This is a genomic window from Shigella sp. SIG6, assembly GCF_053555815.1.
The window spans coordinates 1-19298 of sequence record NZ_JBQZXC010000067.1; the positions used below are offsets into that span (position 1 = coordinate 1).

At 51.6% G+C, this 19298-nt stretch carries 17 protein-coding genes, 2 tRNA genes and 1 pseudogene; 12 read left to right on the forward strand and 8 right to left on the reverse strand.

Translation table 11 applies throughout. From position 1 onward, the window contains the following. Nucleotides 1–28 precede the first annotated feature (28 nt). A complete protein-coding gene (locus ACUU1M_RS12300; RefSeq protein ID WP_000826503.1) occupies nt 29–421 on the reverse strand; it encodes a MerR family transcriptional regulator in 393 nt (130 codons plus the stop codon). A gap of 1 nt (nt 422) precedes the next feature. Next, nucleotides 423–782 (reverse strand): YfeC-like transcriptional regulator, encoded by a 360-nt coding sequence (locus tag ACUU1M_RS12305; RefSeq protein WP_000472021.1) that lies wholly within the window; start codon nt 780–782, stop codon nt 423–425. 220 nt (nt 783–1002) lie between these two features. On the opposite strand from ACUU1M_RS12305, the gene ACUU1M_RS12310 reads away from it, so the two are divergent. From ACUU1M_RS12310 to ACUU1M_RS12320, 3 genes and pseudogenes are all read left to right on the forward strand, one after another. Continuing rightward, nucleotides 1003–1078 (forward strand) — tRNA-Ala (locus ACUU1M_RS12310). A 39-nt stretch (nt 1079–1117) separates the two neighbouring features. Then, nucleotides 1118–1193, forward strand: a tRNA-Ala gene (locus ACUU1M_RS12315). A 207-nt stretch (nt 1194–1400) separates the two neighbouring features. Continuing rightward, nucleotides 1401–3590 (forward strand): annotated as a pseudogene (locus tag ACUU1M_RS12320) (bifunctional diguanylate cyclase/phosphodiesterase). Nucleotides 3591–3639: 49 nt separating this feature from the next. On the opposite strand, the gene nupC reads toward ACUU1M_RS12320, so the two are convergent. Beyond that, nucleotides 3640–4842, reverse strand: a complete 1203-nt coding sequence (nupC, locus tag ACUU1M_RS12325) for a nucleoside permease NupC (RefSeq protein WP_000376337.1) — start codon at nt 4840–4842, stop codon at nt 3640–3642. 298 nt (nt 4843–5140) lie between these two features. Between nupC and ACUU1M_RS12330 the strand changes: the two genes are divergently transcribed. Further along, a complete protein-coding gene (locus ACUU1M_RS12330; protein ID WP_418134935.1) occupies nt 5141–5197 on the forward strand; it encodes a hypothetical protein in 57 nt (18 codons plus the stop codon). Continuing rightward, nucleotides 5178–6416: an Nramp family divalent metal transporter gene (locus ACUU1M_RS12335; protein WP_000186369.1), complete on the forward strand. Its 1239-nt coding sequence runs from the start codon at nt 5178–5180 to the stop codon at nt 6414–6416. Before ACUU1M_RS12330 ends, ACUU1M_RS12335 begins: the two co-directional genes overlap by 20 nt. A gap of 140 nt (nt 6417–6556) precedes the next feature. Here ACUU1M_RS12335 and ypeC read toward each other — a convergent pair whose 3' ends face one another. Beyond that, a complete protein-coding gene (gene ypeC / locus ACUU1M_RS12340; RefSeq protein WP_000490086.1) occupies nt 6557–6883 on the reverse strand; it encodes a DUF2502 domain-containing protein YpeC in 327 nt (108 codons plus the stop codon). 114 nt (nt 6884–6997) lie between these two features. After that, nucleotides 6998–8254, reverse strand: a complete 1257-nt coding sequence (locus ACUU1M_RS12345; RefSeq protein ID WP_152028893.1) for an ion channel protein — start codon at nt 8252–8254, stop codon at nt 6998–7000. A gap of 203 nt (nt 8255–8457) precedes the next feature. Here ACUU1M_RS12345 and glk point away from each other — a divergent pair, with 203 nt between their 5' ends. The 7 genes from glk (at nt 8458) to ptsP (ending at nt 15892) form a co-directional block, all read left to right on the forward strand. Further along, nucleotides 8458–9423 carry a glucokinase gene (gene glk / locus ACUU1M_RS12350; RefSeq protein WP_000170347.1) on the forward strand — a complete coding sequence of 322 codons (966 nt, stop codon included), beginning with the start codon at nt 8458–8460 and terminating at the stop codon, nt 9421–9423. A gap of 218 nt (nt 9424–9641) precedes the next feature. Next, nucleotides 9642–9968 (forward strand): PTS fructose transporter subunit IIB, encoded by a 327-nt coding sequence (locus ACUU1M_RS12355; RefSeq protein ID WP_005076160.1) that lies wholly within the window; start codon nt 9642–9644, stop codon nt 9966–9968. A gap of 21 nt (nt 9969–9989) precedes the next feature. After that, nucleotides 9990–11237, forward strand: coding sequence for a PTS fructose transporter subunit IIC (locus ACUU1M_RS12360; RefSeq protein ID WP_000985333.1), 1248 nt, complete (start codon nt 9990–9992; stop codon nt 11235–11237). 14 nt (nt 11238–11251) lie between these two features. Continuing rightward, nucleotides 11252–11917: an aminopeptidase gene (gene ypdF, locus ACUU1M_RS12365; RefSeq protein ID WP_234426315.1), complete on the forward strand. Its 666-nt coding sequence runs from the start codon at nt 11252–11254 to the stop codon at nt 11915–11917. Then, nucleotides 11892–12335 carry a M24 family metallopeptidase gene (locus ACUU1M_RS12370; protein ID WP_234426314.1) on the forward strand — a complete coding sequence of 148 codons (444 nt, stop codon included), beginning with the start codon at nt 11892–11894 and terminating at the stop codon, nt 12333–12335. Before ypdF ends, ACUU1M_RS12370 begins: the two co-directional genes overlap by 26 nt. Next, complete coding sequence (gene ypdE / locus ACUU1M_RS12375; protein WP_000366001.1) at nt 12335–13372, forward strand: aminopeptidase; 1038 nt, start codon at nt 12335–12337, stop codon at nt 13370–13372. Before ACUU1M_RS12370 ends, ypdE begins: the two co-directional genes overlap by 1 nt. Nucleotides 13373–13396: 24 nt before the next feature. Next, the gene (gene ptsP / locus ACUU1M_RS12380) at nt 13397–15892 is read left to right on the forward strand and encodes a phosphoenolpyruvate--protein phosphotransferase (protein ID WP_000955855.1); all 2496 of its coding nucleotides are present in this window, start codon (nt 13397–13399) and stop codon (nt 15890–15892) included. A 2-nt stretch (nt 15893–15894) separates the two neighbouring features. Here the strand turns inward: ptsP and ACUU1M_RS12385 are convergent, their stop codons facing one another. From ACUU1M_RS12385 to ypdA, 3 genes are read right to left on the reverse strand one after another with little or no spacing between them, the layout of a single operon-like run. Beyond that, nucleotides 15895–16752 (reverse strand): AraC family transcriptional regulator, encoded by an 858-nt coding sequence (locus tag ACUU1M_RS12385; RefSeq protein ID WP_000646844.1) that lies wholly within the window; start codon nt 16750–16752, stop codon nt 15895–15897. 12 nt (nt 16753–16764) lie between these two features. Beyond that, entirely contained in the window at nt 16765–17499 is a 735-nt protein-coding gene (gene ypdB / locus ACUU1M_RS12390) for a two-component system response regulator YpdB (protein WP_005076153.1), read from the reverse strand. 14 nt (nt 17500–17513) lie between these two features. Further along, a complete protein-coding gene (ypdA, locus tag ACUU1M_RS12395) occupies nt 17514–19184 on the reverse strand; it encodes a two-component system sensor histidine kinase YpdA (RefSeq protein ID WP_152028894.1) in 1671 nt (556 codons plus the stop codon). Nucleotides 19185–19298: the final 114 nt, after the last annotated feature.

A 19298-nucleotide genomic window follows, 5' to 3' on the forward strand; every position in this document is an offset into this window, starting at 1 on the left:
CAGGAGATAATATCCTGCCGTTTTTTATTTATGCTGATTCGTCAATATCGAGACGGGCGAGGAAATTGCGAATTCCTTCACGTGACAAAAATTGCGCGACTTTTTCCTGCTCAATGTCTGTCATATTATCTATCGCGTTGATGATTTGTCGATACGCCGGGGCGCGTGCTCCAGGAGCGTATTCAGCAATTCTCTCTTCAGCTTCCATCAACATTGGTGTGTTATGGAAGGCTGGCGTGTTCTGAATAAACTCGCAAACTTGCGTATCGACCAGAATAAGTCTGGCACGACCGCCTTTCACGCCGGGAAATTTTTCCGTTTTCCAGCCTTTTTCTCTGATCCAACGGTTAACAGTTTGTTTAGCCACACCGAGGCATTCAGCCAGTTCTTCGGTGGTCATTTTATTGCGTAATCTTTTCATATTATTTGCTATCGCGAATCCCTAAGCGTTGTAACAATCCGATAATCCCTTCCCGCAGAAGCAAGGATGTAAACTGTTTTTGTTCAACTGGCGTCATCTCTTTCGCCAGTGTCACCAGCAATACTTCAAGCGGCGCATCACCAGAAAGGGCAGGCGCTTCTCCCTGACCTTCTGGACGTTCAGCATTGCGAATATATTCACGAACCTGTTCATTGACGTGAACCAGTCGGGCTTTGCCACCCTGGACGCCAGGTTTTGGTGACGTTGTCCAGCCTTCCTTGCGTACCCATTTATTAATGGTCTGGCGGCTATAGCCGGTCAGTCTGGCAAGTTCATCTGGTGTCATCCTCTCCTTGAACATAACAATTCCCTGAATGTATGTGGGTCTATTAGTAGTTCATTTTATAACACCACTTTACAGGAAACCGTGACATGAATAACTACTGAATGCGAGCGGTTTTCCAAAATTGTTCATTTGCCTGATTTTTCAGCGATTGAAACTACACGTTGCAATTTGCCGTTGACACATTCGGGCGGAATTCATATGATGCCGCCCGTCAACTCGACAAGCTTTACGTGACGGGGCTATAGCTCAGCTGGGAGAGCGCTTGCATGGCATGCAAGAGGTCAGCGGTTCGATCCCGCTTAGCTCCACCAAATTTTGCACCCAGCAAATTTGGTACGTAAACGCATCGTGGGGCTATAGCTCAGCTGGGAGAGCGCTTGCATGGCATGCAAGAGGTCAGCGGTTCGATCCCGCTTAGCTCCACCAAATTTCCAACCCTCGCTGCAAAGCGGGGGTTTTTTGTCTCTGCTTTTTGCCGCTTTTGTAATACAGTCTACGTCCGGGTTAGCGCTGCCTGGTGAAAGCATCATTGGATGAAAAATCGGCAACAGGCTGGCCCCTGTTTGCTTCGCGATGCGAATAAACTTATTATTTGTGTGCCTGAAAACCCCGATCAGTGAGAGTAGTGTACTCATGTTTGTGGAGCATAACCTGATAAAAAATATCAAGATATTCACACTAGCGTTTACGCTCACCGTGGTACTTATTCAGCTATCCCGTTTTATTTCGCCACTTGCCATTATCCATTCCAGTTATATCTTTCTGGCGTGGATGCCACTGTGCGTAATGCTGTCAATCTTGTTTATCTTTGGCTGGCGCGGTGTCGTTCCCGTTTTATGCGGGATGTTTTGCACCAATCTGTGGAACTTTCATCTCTCTTTTTTACAGACTGCGGTCATGCTCGGCAGCCAGACGTTTGTCGTGTTGTGTGCCTGCGCAATATTACGCTGGCAGCTGGGGACGCGTTGGCGTTATGGATTGACCAGCCGATATGTCTGGCAACGTCTGTTCTGGCTTGGTTTGGTGACGCCGATCGGCATCAAATGCAGCATGTATCTTGTGGGGAGCTTCTTTGATTTCCCGCTAAAGATATCCACCTTTTTCGGCGATGCGGATGCCATTTTCACGGTCGTTGATTTACTAAGCCTTTTCACCGCAGTGCTGATTTACAACATGCTTTTCTACTATCTCACTCGCATGATTGTAAGTCCCCACTTTGCGCAGATATTGTGGCGCAGGGATATCGCTCCGTCGTTGGGCAAAGAGAAACGCGCATTTACCTTAAGCTGGCTGGCAGCGTTAAGCGTGCTGCTACTTCTGTTGTGCACACCTTATGAAAACGACTTTATTGCCGGTTACCTGGTACCCGTTTTCTTCATCATCTTTACCCTCGGGGTCGGTAATCTTCGCTATCCGTTTTTAAATCTCACCTGGGCTGTTTCAACGCTTTGCCTTCTGAATTACCACCAGAACTTTTTGCAAGGGGTGGAAACCGAATATTCGCTGGCATTTATTCTCGCGGTGCTGATTTCCTTTAGCGTTTGCCTGCTCTATATGGTGCGCATTTATCATCGCAGTGAATGGCTTAATCGCCGCTGGCATTTGCAGGCGCTAACAGATCCGTTAACGCTCCTACCCAACTTTCGTGCGTTGGAACAAGCGCCGGAGCAAGAGGCGGGCAAGAGTTTTTGCTGCCTGCGCATTGATAATCTTGAGTTTATGAGTCGTCATTACGGCTTAATGATGCGCGTTCACTGTATCCGCTCAATTTGCCGTACGCTGCTGCCGTTGATGCAGGAAAACGAAAAGTTGTATCAATTGCCGGGTAGTGAACTGCTGTTAGTGCTGAGCGGGCCGGAAACGGAAGGGCGACTCCAGCATATGGTTAACATCCTGAATAGTCGGCAAATTCACTGGAACAATACCGGGCTGGATATGGGCTATGGTGCTGCCTAGGGGCGTTTTGATGGAAATCAGGAAACCCTGCAACCCTTGTTGGGGCAGTTAAGCTGGCTGGCGGAGCAATCCTGCGCACATCATCATGTGCTGGCGCTGGATAGCAGAGAGGAGATGGTTTCCGGGCAGACCACTAAACAGGTGCTATTGCTGAATACCATTCGCACGGCGTTAGATCAGGGTGATTTGCTGCTCTACGCCCAGCCAATTCGCAACAAAGAGGGTGAAGGTTATGATGAGATCCTCGCGCGACTGAAATATGACGGCGGCATTATGACCCCGGATAAGTTTCTGCCCCTTATTGCTCAGTTTAACCTTAGCGCGCGTTTTGATTTGCAAGTGCTGGAATCCTTGTTGAAGTGGCTGGCAACACACCCTTGCGACAAAAAAGGACCGCGCTTTTCAGTCAATTTAATGCCGCTCATGCTGCTGCAAAAGAATATTGCCGGGCGGATTATTCGTCTGTTTAAGCGTTATCACATCTCCCCGCAGGCGGTCATTCTTGAGATCACCGAGGAGCAGGCGTTTTCTAACGCAGAAAGCAGCATGTACAACATCGAGCAGCTGCATAAGTTTGGTTTCCGGATTACGATTGATGACTTTGGCACCGGATATGCCAACTACGAACGGTTAAAGCGTTTGCAGGCTGATATCATCAAAATTGATGGCGTCTTTGTGAAAGATATTGTCACGAATACGCTGGATGCGATGATTGTGAGATCAATTACCGATCTGGCGAAAGCGAAGTCATTGAGTGTGGTCGCGGAGTTTGTCGAGACGCAACAGCAGCAGGCGCTATTGCATAAGCTCGGGGTGCAATATCTGCAAGGGTATTTGATTGGTCGCCCGCAGCCATTAGCTGATTAACAGGCGTAAAAAAGCCGGGGAATGATCCCCGGCTTTTTTATGTATGGTTTTACAGCACCAGTGCTGCGATTGACGCAGACAGCACACTCACTAGGGTAGAGCCGTAAACCAGTTTCAGACCGAAGCGAGAAACCACGTTACCTTGCTCTTCATTCAGGCCTTTAACTGCACCTGCGATAATCCCGATTGAAGAGAAGTTAGCGAAGGAAACCAGGAACACAGAGATGATGCCTTCAGCACGCGGAGAGAGCGTGGAAGCAATTTTCTGCAGATCCATCATCGCAACGAACTCGTTGGAAACCAGTTTGGTCGCCATGATACTGCCCACTTGCAGTGCTTCACTGGAAGGAACACCCATCACCCATGCAATCGGATAGAAGATGTAGCCCAGGATGCCCTGGAAGGAGATGCTGTAGCCAAACCAGCCAGTAACGGTGGCAAACAGTGCGTTCAGCGCGGCGATCAGGGCGATAAAGCCGATCAGCATCGCGGCAACGATAATGGCAACTTTGAAACCTGCCAGAATGTATTCACCCAGCATTTCGAAGAAGCTCTGACCTTCGTGCAGGTTGGACATCTGGATGTTTTCTTCACTGGCATCAACACGGTAAGGATTGATCAGCGACAGCACGATAAAGGTGCTGAACATGTTCAGTACCAGCGCAGCAACGACGTATTTCGGTTCCAGCATGGTCATGTATGCACCAACGATGGACATCGACACGGTGGACATTGCCGTGGCAGCCATGGTGTACATACGATTACGGGAGATTTTGCCGAGGATATCTTTATAGGCAATAAAGTTTTCTGACTGACCCAGAATCAGGGAGCTGACGGCGTTAAAGGATTCCAGTTTGCCCATACCGTTGACTTTGGAGAGCAGGAAACCAATTGCGCGGATAATCACCGGCAACACGCGAATGTGCTGGAGAATACCGATCAGTGCAGAGATAAAGACGATTGGGCACAGCACTTTCAGGAAGAAGAATGCCAGGCCTTGATCATTCATGCTACCAAAGACGAAGTTAGTCCCTTCGTTGGCAAATCCGAGCAGTTTTTCGAACATTTCGGAGAAGCCTTTCACGAAGCCTAAACCAACGTCGGAGTTCAGGAAGAACCACGCCAGTAACACTTCGATAACAAGCAGTTGAATAACATAACGGATACGAATTTTTTTGCGGTCGCTGCTTACCAGCAGTGCGAGAATCGCAACAACGGCAAGTGCCAGTACAAAATGAAGGACGCGGTCCATATTTGCTCCAAATATGAGGCAGGTTAAATTTCCGTGCACATTCTATGTAACATGGTTAAGGAAAACGAGATCTGACACACACTATAATGACGTCCTGTGACGGGCTTCAAAAATAGTGATCTGTCATACATTTCTGCTATGTTGTGTATGGAAGCTGAAAGTTATGTAAATGTGCTAACATTAAATATAACCATAACATTCAAGTCATCAATCTTTTCGTAATCATAATCTTGGTCTATCAGAGAAATCACCACAATCCATTTAAATGAATTTGATAATCATTCTCGTTTAGCATAGCATGAAACATAGCAAAGGCTATGTTTTAGAGGCACAAGATGACGAACTATCGCGTTGAGAGTAGCAGCGGACGGGCGGCGCGCAAGATGAGGCTCGCATTAATGGGACCTGCGTTCATTGCGGCGATTGGTTATATCGACCCCGGTAACTTTGCGACCAATATTCAGGCGGGTGCTAGCTTCGGCTATCAGCTACTGTGGGTTGTCGTTTGGGCCAACCTGATGGCGATGCTGATTCAGATCCTCTCTGCCAAACTAGGGATTGCCACCGGTAAAAATCTGGCGGAGCAGATTCGTGATCACTATCCGCGTCCCGTAGTGTGGTTCTATTGGGTTCAGGCAGAAATTATTGCGATGGCAACCGACCTGGCGGAATTTATTGGTGCGGCGATCGGTTTTAAACTCATTCTTGGTGTTTCGTTGTTGCAGGGCGCGGTGCTGACGGGGATCGCGACTTTCCTGATTTTAATGCTGCAACGTCGCGGGCAAAAACCGCTGGAGAAAGTGATTGGCGGGTTACTGTTGTTTGTTGCCGCGGCTTACATTGTCGAGTTGATTTTCTCCCAGCCTAACCTGGCGCAGCTGGGTAAAGGAATGGTGATCCCGAGTTTACCTACTTCGGAGGCGGTCTTCCTGGCAGCAGGCGTGTTAGGGGCGACGATTATGCCGCATGTGATTTATTTGCACTCTTCGCTCACTCAGCATTTACATGGCGGTTCGCGTCAACAACGTTATTCCGCCACCAAATGGGATGTGGCTATCGCCATGACGATTGCCGGTTTTGTCAATCTGGCGATGATGGCTACAGCTGCGGCGGCGTTCCACTTTTCTGGTCATACTGGTGTTGCCGATCTTGATGAGGCTTATCTGACGCTGCAACCGCTGTTAAGCCATGCTGCGGCAACGGTCTTTGGGTTAAGTCTGGTTGCTGCCGGACTGTCCTCAACGGTGGTGGGGACACTGGCGGGGCAGGTGGTGATGCAGGGATTCATTCGCTTCCATATCCCGCTGTGGGTGCGTCGTACAGTCACCATGTTGCCGTCATTTATTGTCATTCTGATGGGATTAGATCCGACACGGATTCTGGTTATGAGTCAGGTGCTGTTAAGTTTTGGTATCGCCCTGGCGCTGGTTCCACTGCTGATTTTCACCAGTGACAGCAAGTTGATGGGCGATCTGGTGAACAGCAAACGCGTAAAACAGACAGGCTGGGTGATTGTAGTGCTGGTCGTGGCGCTGAATATCTGGTTGTTGGTGGGGACGGCGCTGGGATTGTAGTTGAATGAGCGTCGCATCTGGCACTATTGGCGGATGCGGCGTAAACGCCTTATCCGCCCTACGCGTTAAAGAGCCGGTTTGTAGGCCTGATAAGACGCGCTAGCGTCGCATCAGGCATTGTGCTCCATTGGAGGACGCGTTTAATGGCGGTGCCCATGTCCGCGGCCTTTTCCGCGATGATCGTCACGATCGCGCCAGCCTTCACGATAGCCACGCTCATATGCTTTACGCTTATCCCAGCCACGATGATAGCCATTATCATGACGCCACCAGCGGTTTTTGCGCCATTCATAATTGCGATGCCAGTAATCACGATCTCGCCAGTGACCACCGTCCCAGTAATTACCGTAATGATCGCGATCGCCAATTTGTAATTTGATCGATGGCAGTAGGGTGATTTCACCTGCATTTGCTGCAAGCGGGGTTAATGCCATCAGGGCGGCCGCCAGAAACAGTGACCTGAACATTGTTATTCTCCTTCACGATCGAAGCCGTCAGCGGCCTGTTAACGCAATATTACGGGGAGGTAAAGCCCCGTATCATCGCCATAACTCTTAAATCATAAAGGAGAGCATTTTTTGCTAAACATTATCGTGGGGTGGCTGTTGCTTCGGACGATTGACCATCATCATCGGCTTACCTGCTAATAACAGCCATGCCGGAAGCATGACGATACAGAGCAGCGGTAGCAATGTGGTATTGGGTACAACGACTGCCGCCATAAAAAGACTTAACCAGCCATCGCGTGTTACCACCAGCACGATGCCGAGAATAGCGCAGGAAACGGTTATTGCCGCTGGAACGGCGGGAACGTGCTCATGCGGCATCAACCCTAATGCCACGCCGACAAACACTGCCGGGAAGATTCGCCCACCGCGAAAGCCACTGGCGGCAGCAACGACCAGGGCGGCAAGTTTAATTACCGCCAGCAAAAAGTAATCGCTGGTGCTGAAAGCCTGATTTGCCACCATCTGCTGCATCTCATCCAGCCCTTTAAACAGCGAAACTGGTCCACCAATAACCCCCAGAATTCCGAGAATAAATCCGCCAATACCCAGCACGAGCACCGGATTTTTCATTTGATTCATCATCGCGTGCAACCGTGGTAAGCACCATACGGCGACCATCCCTGCTGCGATGGCAATCGCCGCGACAATTGCACCGCTGAGAATATCGGTCATTTCCATCTGTCCGTAATGCGCAATGGGCAGTGAAAAATGGGGATGGAAAAATAATCCGGTAGTAAGTGCACCAGCTGCTGCCGCCATTAACGGCGCAAAAAGACGATCCCATAGCGGAACTTCACTACTGCCATTTAAGGTTTGCGAAAATATCAACGCCGCCGCAACAGGTGTACCAAACAGCGCGCCGATGGTTCCGGCAGAGGCTAAAATAGTCCACTCCATTCGGTTGACGCGCGGTAACAGACGAGCGCCAATGGCGACGGCAAGGGCGATATTGACGGTCATGATCGGATGTTCCGGCCCCAGGCTGACGCCGCCAGCAAGACCGAGAATTAATGCTACGATAAGTCCAGGTAGCGCAGAGGGCGGAACCGGTGCGCCGATCAGCGGTTCACAGGCGGGGTCTGGTCCGGCATGACCCTGGCTGAAACGGATAACCAACCCCACCGCAATACCCGTTAGCGTTAATACACCGATGATCCAGAGGGGTGAATCCTGGGCTATCCCCAGAGTTCCCGGCAGTCGTTGCCAGAGCAAATTCTGTAATACCGAGGCGATTTTCATCACCACAATCAGAATAAGACTGGACGCAATCCCAATTGCCACGGCGGGGAGCGATAATAACAACATGGTTCTGGCTCGCGGATGGAGCATGTTCTATTCCTTATGCGGGGTCAGATACTTAGTTTGCCCAGCTTGCAAAAAGGCATCGCTGCAATTGGTGCTGAAACGATAAAGTAATTGTGTGACCCAGATCGATATTTACAGGGAGCCTGCCTTTCCGGCGTTGTTGTTATGCCCCCAGGTATTTACAGTGTGAGAAAGAATTATTTTGACTTTAGCGGAGCAGTTGAAGAATGACAAAGTATGCATTAGTCGGTGATGTGGGCGGCACCAACGCACGTCTTGCTCTGTGTGATATTGCCAGTGGTGAAATCTCGCAGGCTAAGACCTATTCAGGGCTTGATTACCCCAGCCTCGAAGCGGTCATTCGCGTTTATCTTGAAGAACATAAGGTCGAGGTGAAAGACGGCTGTATTGCCATCGCTTGCCCAATTACCGGTGACTGGGTGGCAATGACCAACCATACCTGGGCGTTCTCAATTGCCGAAATGAAAAAGAATCTCGGTTTTAGCCATCTGGAAATTATTAACGATTTTACCGCTGTATCGATGGCGATCCCGATGCTGAAAAAAGAGCATCTGATTCAGTTTGGTGGCGCAGAACCGGTCGAAGGTAAGCCTATTGCGGTTTACGGTGCCGGAACGGGGCTTGGGGTTGCGCATCTGGTCCATGTCGATAAGCGTTGGGTAAGCTTGCCGGGCGAAGGCGGTCACGTTGATTTTGCGCCGAATAGTGAAGAAGAGGCCATTATCCTCGAAATATTGCGTGCGGAAATTGGTCATGTTTCGGCGGAGCGCGTGCTTTCTGGCCCTGGGCTGGTGAATTTGTATCGCGCAATTGTGAAAGCTGACAACCGCCTGCCAGAAAATCTCAAGCCAAAAGATATTACCGAACGCGCGCTGGCTGACAGCTGCACCGATTGCCGCCGCGCATTGTCGCTGTTTTGCGTCATTATGGGCCGTTTTGGCGGCAATCTGGCGCTCAATCTCGGGACATTTGGCGGCGTGTTTATTGCGGGCGGTATCGTGCCGCGCTTCCTTGAGTTCTTCAAAGCCTCCGGTTTCCGTGCCGCATTTGAAGATAAAGGGCGCTTTAAAGAATATGTCCATGATATTCCGGTGTATCTCATCGTCCATGACTATCCGGGTCTTCTCGGTTCCGGTGCACATTTACGCCAGACCTTAGGTCACATTCTGTAAATCCTTCCTGTTATATCGGGAGGTAACTCTCCCGATAATCTTTTAAATCATACAGTTAATTCAATTTTTCTTTGTGTCCCCTCACAAGGCCGACCTGCGTCACACTTCCGTACAGCGGGATTAATTCTCCAGTAAATGCATTATTTGTCTGGTAACGGCGATTTGTTTTGCACGTTCATAATTTCACTCGTCAACTATCACTGAACGAGGAATTAACGATGAGTAAGAAACTGATTGCCTTATGTGCCTGCCCAATGGGCCTGGCTCACACTTTTATGGCCGCTCAGGCGCTGGAAGAAGCGGCGGTAGAAGCCGGTTATGAAGTGAAAATTGAAACCCAGGGCGCGGACGGCATCCAGAATCGCCTGATGGCGCAGGATATCGCCGAAGCGACCATCATCATCCATTCCGTGGCAGTTACCCCGGAAGATAACGAACGTTTCGAATCACGCGACGTTTATGAAATCACTTTGCAGGACGCAATTAAAAACGCTGCGGGCATCATCAAAGAAATCGAAGAGATGATTGCCTCTGAACAACAGTAATATTCGACAGGGATAATTGTTATGGCCATTAAAAAACGCAGTGCAACCGTTGTGCCTGGCGCATCCGGTGCGGCAGCGGCAGTTAAGAATCCGCAGGCCTCTAAAAGCAGCTTCTGGGGTGAACTCCCGCAGCATGTGATGTCAGGGATTTCACGCATGGTGCCGACCTTAATTATGGGCGGTGTGATCCTCGCTTTCAGCCAGCTGATTGCTTATAGCTGGCTTAAAATTCCTGCTGAGATCGGCATCATGGATGCTCTTAATAGCGGGAAATTCTCCGGTTTCGACCTCTCCTTACTTAAATTTGCCTGGCTGTCGCAGTCCTTCGGCGGCGTGTTGTTTGGTTTTGCCATTCCGATGTTTGCTGCATTTGTGGCGAACTCTATCGGTGGCAAACTGGCGTTCCCGGCTGGTTTTATCGGCGGGTTGATGTCTACCCAGCCGACGCAACTGCTGAACTTCGATCCCAGCACTATGCAATGGGCGACCTCTTCGCCGGTGCCGTCCACCTTCATTGGTGCGCTGATTATTTCTATCGTTGCCGGTTACCTTGTGAAATGGATGAACCAGAAAATCCAGTTACCGGATTTTCTGTTAGCGTTCAAAACCACATTTTTGCTACCGATTCTTTCCGCCATTTTTGTCATGCTGGCGATGTACTACGTCATCACCCCCTTTGGTGGCTGGATCAACGGCGGTATCCGTACTGTGCTGACTGCCGCAGGTGAGAAGGGCGCGCTGATGTACGCAATGGGGATCGCCGCGGCGACAGCAATCGACCTTGGTGGCCCGATCAACAAAGCCGCAGGTTTCGTTGCCTTCAGCTTTACCACTGACCACGTATTACCGGTCACCGCTCGTTCTATCGCTATCGTTATTCCGCCGATTGGTCTGGGTCTGGCGACCATTATTGACCGTCGTTTAACCGGCAAACGCCTGTTCAACGCTCAACTTTATCCGCAGGGTAAGACCGCGATGTTCCTGGCCTTTATGGGGATTAGTGAGGGTGCGATTCCGTTTGCGCTGGAAAGCCCCATCACCGCCATTCCGTCATATATGGTCGGCGCGATTGTCGGCTCAACCGCAGCTGTCTGGCTGGGCGCAGTGCAATGGTTCCCGGAATCCGCTATCTGGGCATGGCCGCTGGTCACTAACCTGGGCGTTTATATGGCGGGGATCGCGCTGGGGGCAATCATTACTGCGCTGATGGTGGTGTTCCTGCGTCTGATGATGTTCCGCAAAGGCAAATTGTTAATCGATAGCCTGTAAGAAGGAAAATCCAGATGACATTACTCGCTTCGCTGCGCGACTGGCTTAAGGTGCAACAACTGGATGCGGTGCTTCTCTCCTCACGGCAGAACAAACAGCCGCATCTGGGGATCTCCACCGGATCAGGCTATGTGGTTATTAGCCGTGAAAGTGCGCACATTCTGGTAGATTCGCGCTATTTCGTTGAGGTGGAAGCCCGTGCGCAAGGCTACCAGCTGCATTTGCTTGACGCGACGAACACGCTTACCACTATCGTCAATCAAATCATTGCCGATGAGCAGTTGCAAACGCTCGGTTTTGAAGGCCAGCAGGTGAGTTGGGAAACCGCGCACCGCTGGAAGTCTGAACTCAATGCGAAACTGGTTAGCGCCACGCCGGATGTGCTGCGGCAAATCAAAACGCCAGAGGAGGTGGAGATAATCCGCCTCGCCTGTGGGATTGCCGATCGCGGAGCGGAGCATATTCGCCGCTTTATTCAGGCGGGGATGAGCGAGCGCGAGATAGCCGCTGAACTGGAGTGGTTTATGCGCCAGCAGGGCGCAGAAAAAGCCTCTTTTGACACCATTGTCGCCAACGGCTGGCGCGGGGCGCTGCCGCACGGCAAAGCCAGCGACAAGATTGTTGCAGCGGGCGAGTTTGTCACTCTCGATTTTGGTGCGCTGTATCAGGGCTACTGCTGATATGACGCGCACCTTGCTGGTGAATGGCGAAGGGGTGAGCGCCGAATCTCACCCGCTGTTTGACGTCTATCAGATTGTCCTGCAGGCACAGCTCGCGGCAATCTCTGCAATTCGCCCCGGCGTGCGCTGCCAGCAGATTGACGACGCCGCGCGCCGGGTCATTACCGAGGCTGGATTTGGCGACTATTTCGGTCATAACACTGGTCACGCTATCGGCATTGAAGTCCATGAAGATCCGCGTTTTTCACCGCGGGACACCACGACGCTACAGCCAGGCATGTTGCTGACCGTGGAGCCGGGGATTTATTTGCTAGGGCAAGGGGGCGTGCGCATCGAAGATGTTGTGCTGGTTACCCCGCAAGGCGCAGAAGTGCTCTACGCCATGCCGAAAACAGTGTTGCTCACGGGAGAGGCATAATGGATTTATCGCTATTAAAAGCGTTGAGCGAGGCAGATGCGATCGCCTCCTCGGAACAGGAAGTGCGGCAGATCCTGCTGGAAGAAGCGGCTCGCCTGCAAAAAGAAGTGCGATTTGATGGTCTGGGATCGGTGCTGATCCGCCTCAATGAATCGACAGGTCCGAAGGTGATGATCTGCGCCCATATGGACGAAGTGGGATTTATGGTGCGCAGCATCTCCCGCGAAGACGCTATTGACGTGCTGCCGGTTGGCAACGTGCGCATGGCTGCCCGCCAGCTGCAGCCGGTGCGCATCACCACCCGTGAAGAGTGCAAAATTCCAGGCCTGCTTGACGGCGACCGGCAGGGGAATGACGTTAGCGCCATGCGCGTGGACATTGGCGCGCGCACCTATGACGAAGTGATGCAGGCGGGAATTCGTCCAGGCGATCGAGTCACCTTCGATACCACTTTTCAGGTCCTCCCTCACCAGCGGGTGATGGGCAAAGCCTTTGATGATCGCCTCGGTTGCTATCTGCTGGTGACGTTACTACGTGAGCTGCACGACGCCGAACTGCCTGCGGAAGTGTGGCTGGTGGCAAGTTCCAGCGAAGAGGTGGGATTACGCGGCGGGCAAACTGCTACCCGCGCGGTGTCGCCGGACGTCGCCATTGTGCTTGATACCGCCTGCTGGGCGAAAAACTTTGATTATGGCGCGGCTAACCATCGTCAGATTGGTAACGGGCCGATGCTGGTGTTAAGCGATAAATCGCTGATTGCGCCGCCAAAACTTACCGCGTGGATTGAAACCGTGGCGGCAGAAATTGGCGTTCCGTTGCAGGCGGATATGTTCAGTAACGGCGGCACGGACGGTGGAGCGGTGCACTTAACCGGTACTGGCGTACCCACAGTGGTAATGGGGCCTGCCACCCGCCACGGACATTGCGCGGCATCGATTGCCGATTGCCGCGACATTTTGCAGATGGAGCAACTTTTATCTGCCCTTATTCAACGTCTTACGCGTGAGACGGTTGTTCAACTGACGGATTTCAGATGATCTCCTGATTAACCCGGAGCGGTTATGTTAACGATTCAATTTCTCTGTCCTTTGCCTAACGGTCTACATGCTCGTCCGGCGTGGGAACTTAAAGAACAGTGCAGCCAGTGGCAAAGCGAAATCACCTTTATCAACCATCGCCAGAACGCAAAGGCCGATGCTAAAAGCTCGCTGGCGTTGATTGGAACTGGCACCTTATTTAATGACAGTTGCAGCCTGAACATTAGCGGCAGCGATGAAGAGCAGGCGCGGCGCGTGCTGGAAGAGTACATCCTGGTGCGCTTTATCGACAGCGACAGCGTTCAGCCGACGCAGGCAGAACTGACGGCGCATCCGCTGCCGCGTTCATTAAGCCGCCTTAACCCGGATTTACTGTACGGCAATGTGCTGGCAAGCGGCGTCGGCGTGGGTACGCTGGCCCTGTTACAAAGCGACAGCCTCGACAGTTATCGGGCAATCCCCGCCAGTGCGCAAGATTCCACCCGGCTGGAGCACAGCCTGGCAACGCTTGCCGAGCAACTGAACCAGCAATTGCGTGAGCGTGACGGCGAAAGCAAAACTATCCTCAGCGCTCATTTGTCGCTGATTCAGGATGATGAATTTGCAGGCAATATCCGTCGCCTGATGACAGAACAGCATCAGGGACTGGGGGCGGCGATCATCAGCAATATGGAGCAGGTTTGCGCCAAACTATCTGCTTCTGCCAGCGATTATCTGCGCGAGCGGGTCAGCGACATTCGCGATATCAGCGAACAGTTGCTGCATATCACCTGGCCGGAACTGAAGCCGCGCAACAATCTGGTGCTGGAAAAACCGACCATTCTGGTGGCTGAAGATTTAACCCCAAGCCAGTTTTTGAGCCTTGATTTGAAAAATCTTGCGGGTATGATTCTGGAGAAAACCGGGCGCACCTCGCATACACTGATTCTGGCCCGTGCCTCGGCGATCCCGGTACTGAGTGGCTTGCCGCTGGATGCGATTGCCCGTTATGCCGGGCAACCTGCAGTGCTTGACGCCCAGTGCGGCGTGCTGGCGATTAACCCGAATGACGCGGTGAGCGGTTATTATCAGGTCGCGCAGACGCTGGCGGATAAACGCCAAAAACAACAGGCGCAGGCTGCCGCGCAGCTGGCCTATTCCCGTGATAACAAGCGTATTGATATTGCGGCGAATATCGGCACCGCTCTGGAAGCGCCAGGCGCGTTTGCCAACGGCGCGGAAGGTGTCGGGCTGTTCCGTACCGAAATGCTCTATATGGATCGCGACAGCGCGCCGGACGAGCAGGAGCAATTTGAAGCCTACCAGCAGGTGCTACTGGCGGCGGGCGACAAGCCGATTATCTTCCGCACGATGGACATCGGCGGCGATAAAAGCATTCCTTATCTGAATATTCCCCAGGAAGAGAACCCGTTCCTCGGCTATCGCGCGGTACGTATTTACCCGGAATTTGCTGGCCTGTTCCGCACTCAACTGCGGGCCATTTTGAGCGCCGCCAGTTTCGGCAACGCCCAGTTGATGATCCCGATGGTTCACAGCCTCGATCAGATCTTATGGGTGAAAGGCGAGATCCAAAAAGCGATCGTTGAGCTTAAGCGCGATGGCCTGCGTCATGCAGAGACGATTACGCTTGGGATCATGGTGGAAGTGCCGTCGGTGTGCTACATCATCGACCACTTCTGCGATGAGGTCGATTTCTTCAGTATCGGCTCCAACGATATGACCCAGTATCTGTATGCGGTCGATCGTAATAACCCGCGCGTATCGCCGCTATATAACCCGATTACGCCATCGTTCCTGCGCATGTTGCAGCAAATAGTTACCACTGCGCATCAGCGGGGCAAATGGGTAGGCATTTGCGGTGAACTGGGCGGTGAAAGCCGTTATCTGCCGCTACTGCTTGGGCTGGGCCTGGATGAGCTGAGTATGAGTAGCCCGCGTATTCCGGCGGTGAAAAGCCAGCTTCGTCAACTGGATAGCGAGGCGTGTCGGGAACTGGCGCGTCAGGCATGTGAATGCCGCAGTGCGCAGGAAATTGAAGCGTTACTCACCGCCTTTACGCCGGAAGAAGACGTTCGCCCACTGCTGGCGCTGGAGAATATCTTTGTTGATCAAGATTTTAGCAATAAAGAGCAGGCGATCCAGTTCCTGTGCGGCAACCTCGGCGTTAACGGGCGCACTGAACATCCGTTTGAGCTGGAAGAAGATGTCTGGCAGCGGGAAGAGATTGTTACCACCGGCGTTGGTTTTGGCGTAGCGATCCCGCACACCAAATCTCAGTGGATCCGTCATTCCAGTATCAGCATTGCCCGGCTGGCGAAACCGGTTGACTGGCAGTCAGAAATGGGCGAAGTCGAACTGGTGATCATGCTGACGCTGGGTGCTAACGAAGGGATGAATCATGTGAAAGTCTTCTCGCAGCTGGCGCGTAAACTGGTGAATAAAAACTTCCGCCAGTCGTTGTTTGCCGCGCAAGATGCACAAAGTATCCTGACGCTGCTGGAAACAGAATTAACCTTCTGACGTTACCCCTGAAAACGGGCGCTGTACTCTCCCGGCGTCAGACCAAACTGACGCCGGAAAACGCGACAAAAATAGTCGCTATCCGGAAAACCGCAACGCTGTGCCACTTCATGAATTGACAGATGATATTTCTGCAAAATCATCCTCGCCTTCGCCATTCGCACCCAACGCACATACTCGATAAAACGCATCGTTCCATGCTGAGCAAACAGTTTTGACAGATGATTGGGCGTGATATTAAAAAACTGCGCCACGCTCTCGCGGGTGAGCGGCTGGGCATAATTATCCTGAACCCAGTTACAAATGCTGTGATAGAGAAAATCGCCGCGCGGTTGCGAATTACCCGGCGGCATATTCACCACGTTGCGGCAAAGATGCAGCAAACTTAACACCAGTGGCTGAATGATATTCTGCTCCAGCGGCGAACGGCTAAGATGGGTGAGGGCGGTAAGCATCGCTTCACCTTCACCGCGTTGCAGGCTGGGAAGCTGGATCTGGCGAGCAGGATGCAACAACGACGTGGTGCGGCTATCGTAAAACGATAACCCAAGCCAGGTCGGTGCGAACACCAGGCTTAACAGCATCACCGGTTTGTTGTTGATCGGTAAATTAGCCGCGCGTGCCGGAATAAACAGCATTTCTCCTTCCACCATTCGCTGCTGCTTTGCTTCCAGCAGGTTGCCGTATTCGCCGCGCAGCACGATATCCAGACGGGGAAAATCAATACATAAACTGCCCACCGGTAACGAGGCAGGCTGGCTGGCAAACCAGACGCGCCCCAGTAGTTGCGGGTTAAGCACTAGGCCGCTGAACAGATCGGCGAAAAATTGTTGATCGGCGGGCAAGCCTGGTGCTTTCATGAAAGTTCCCGATTAAAGATGCATTAACTGGCGAAATTCTTTCACTTTGCTGCGGCTGACCGGCACTTCAAAATCCAGATCTTTCAGTCGCAGAATGTAGGTGTTATTAAACCACGGTTCGATTTCGCGTATTTTGTTCAGATTGACACAAAATGAGCGATGGCAGCGGAAAAAATGCGACGGCGGCAGTTTGCTGCAAAATTCGGTAATGTTCATCGGCATTATGTAGGATTCACGCCGCGTATAGATAAAGGTCATTTTCTCGTGCGCTTCGGCGTAATAGATATCGTTAATTGGCGTGACGATTATTCGCTCATCTTTCACCAGATTAATGGTGTCATTCTCACGCGTTACCGTCGCGGCAGGCGTACTGCTGGTCTGCTGTTGTTGCCAGGCCGCTTCCAGTTTTTGCAGCATCCCGGTAATACGTGACTCCTGATACGGTTTGAGAATGTAGTCAAACGCCTCCAGTTCAAACGCTTCTACCGCATGTTCTTTCCACGCGGTGATGAACACAATAAACGGTTTATGGGCGAACTGGCTGATGTTTTGCGCCAGCAACACGCCATCCAGCGACGGAATATTGATATCCAGAAAAATGGCGTCGACGCGGTTATGCTGCAAAAACTTCAACACGTTCAGACCGTCGTCAAAGGTGCCGACAATCTCCATCTGGCTGTGCTCTTTAATTAGCCAGCTCAGTTCCTGTTGTGCCAGGAATTCGTCTTCAGCAATGATGACTTTCACAATATCACTCCGGCTCAAAGCAATAACGTAGCCTGTGAGGCGACTGGGGTGCGTTGGTTAGGTATGTAAAACGCAATTTCCGTCCCCGGCTCCAGGCAGCGGATATGCAGCCCCTCGCCATACAATAACTTCACGCGATGATGGACATTCAGCAGGCCAATTTTATTGCCCGGCATTTCATTCGCTTCGACCCGCTCAATCACCTTTGGATCGATGCCGTGCCCGGTATCTCGCACCGCAATGCGTACCCGATTTCCGCACTCTGCAACGCTGATGGTGACAACGCCTTTACCTTTGCAAGGCTGAATACCGTGGACAATGGCGTTCTCCACCAACGGCTGGATCAGCAGGCTGGGAATGCAGCAATTCACCTCTTCATCAATATCATAGATAACCGTCAGCTTGTCGCCAAAGCGGGCCTGCTCAATGGCAATATAGTCTTTAATTTGATACAGCTCTTTTTTGATATCGATTTGCTCATCGTCTTTTAATTCAATGTTATAGCGCAGATAACGCGACAGATTAAAGATCAACTGGCGAGCGGTATCCGGATTCAGACGGATTGACGATGAAATAGCGTTCAGAGCGTTAAACAGAAAATGGGGATTAATTTTGCTTTGCAGGGCGCGAAGCTCTGCCTTATTTGCCATTTCACGTAGCTGCTCGGCGCGTGAAACCTCCAGTTGCGTGGAGATGATTTGCGACAGACCGACCGCCATTTCCTGTAATGACGAGGTGATCTGATGCGCGTGGCAGTAGTAAATTTTCAGCGTTCCGGTCACGACCCCTTTCTCCCACAATGGGATCACCAGCATGGAATGAATCTCTGGTGTGCGGTGGGCTTCATCATTGTTTTTAATGATGATTTTTCCGTAATTCATCGCCTGACGGGTAGTCGGGCTAATGAAGTCATCGCCATTCTGATAGTTATGTTCACCCACGCCAACATAGGCCACCGCATCGGCGTGAATGTCATCGCGGATAATTTCGCAGACCTTGCGTAATGACTCGCTATTGACATGGCGAAACAGCGGTAGCGTTTTGTTGGCGATATCCAGCGCCAGCTTGGCCTGCCGCGCGGCGCTGGCCTCTTTTTCGCCCTCAACGCTTTGCACCAGAAGCACAATAAAGCCGATACAGACGCTACCGAGGATCATTGGAATGCCGATTTTAGAGACGATATCGATCCCCAACGCGGTAGTTGGTGCCCAGACAATTACCAGAATCATGGTCAACGTCTCACACAACATGCCGCCGAGAATACCGACGCGCCAGCGCTGTGCTTTGGGGATTTTCAGGTTTATCCAGCCTGATATACAACCCGCCAGAATGCTGGTGATAAAGCAGGGGATCGCCGTCACGCCGCCGATATCAATTAAATACCGGTGAATACCCGCAATCACGCCGGTAATGATGCCTACCCACGGGCCAAACAGAATCCCGCCGGACATCACCGCGATAATACGTACGTTCACCAGCGAGCCTTCTACGGGAACGCCGGACCAGGTGCTGAACAGGGCGAACAGCGAGAAAATGGCGGTAACGGCGAGCAATTCTTTTGGGGAGTGCGCCGACTTGTGCAACAGTTCGCGAAACAGGCGGATACGGATGAGAAAGAACAGGCAGATAAGCATTAACGCTGCCCGATCGAAGACCGCCAGCAGCATGTTGAATATTTCGTGCACGGGTGACTCTGAATAAGGATTAAACCTCTATGATAGGTAACCTGAAGGCTGATGACCAGCAGGCCGTTTTTGAGGAAAAACCATAAATTTAAAAGGGGATTGAAAGATAAATGG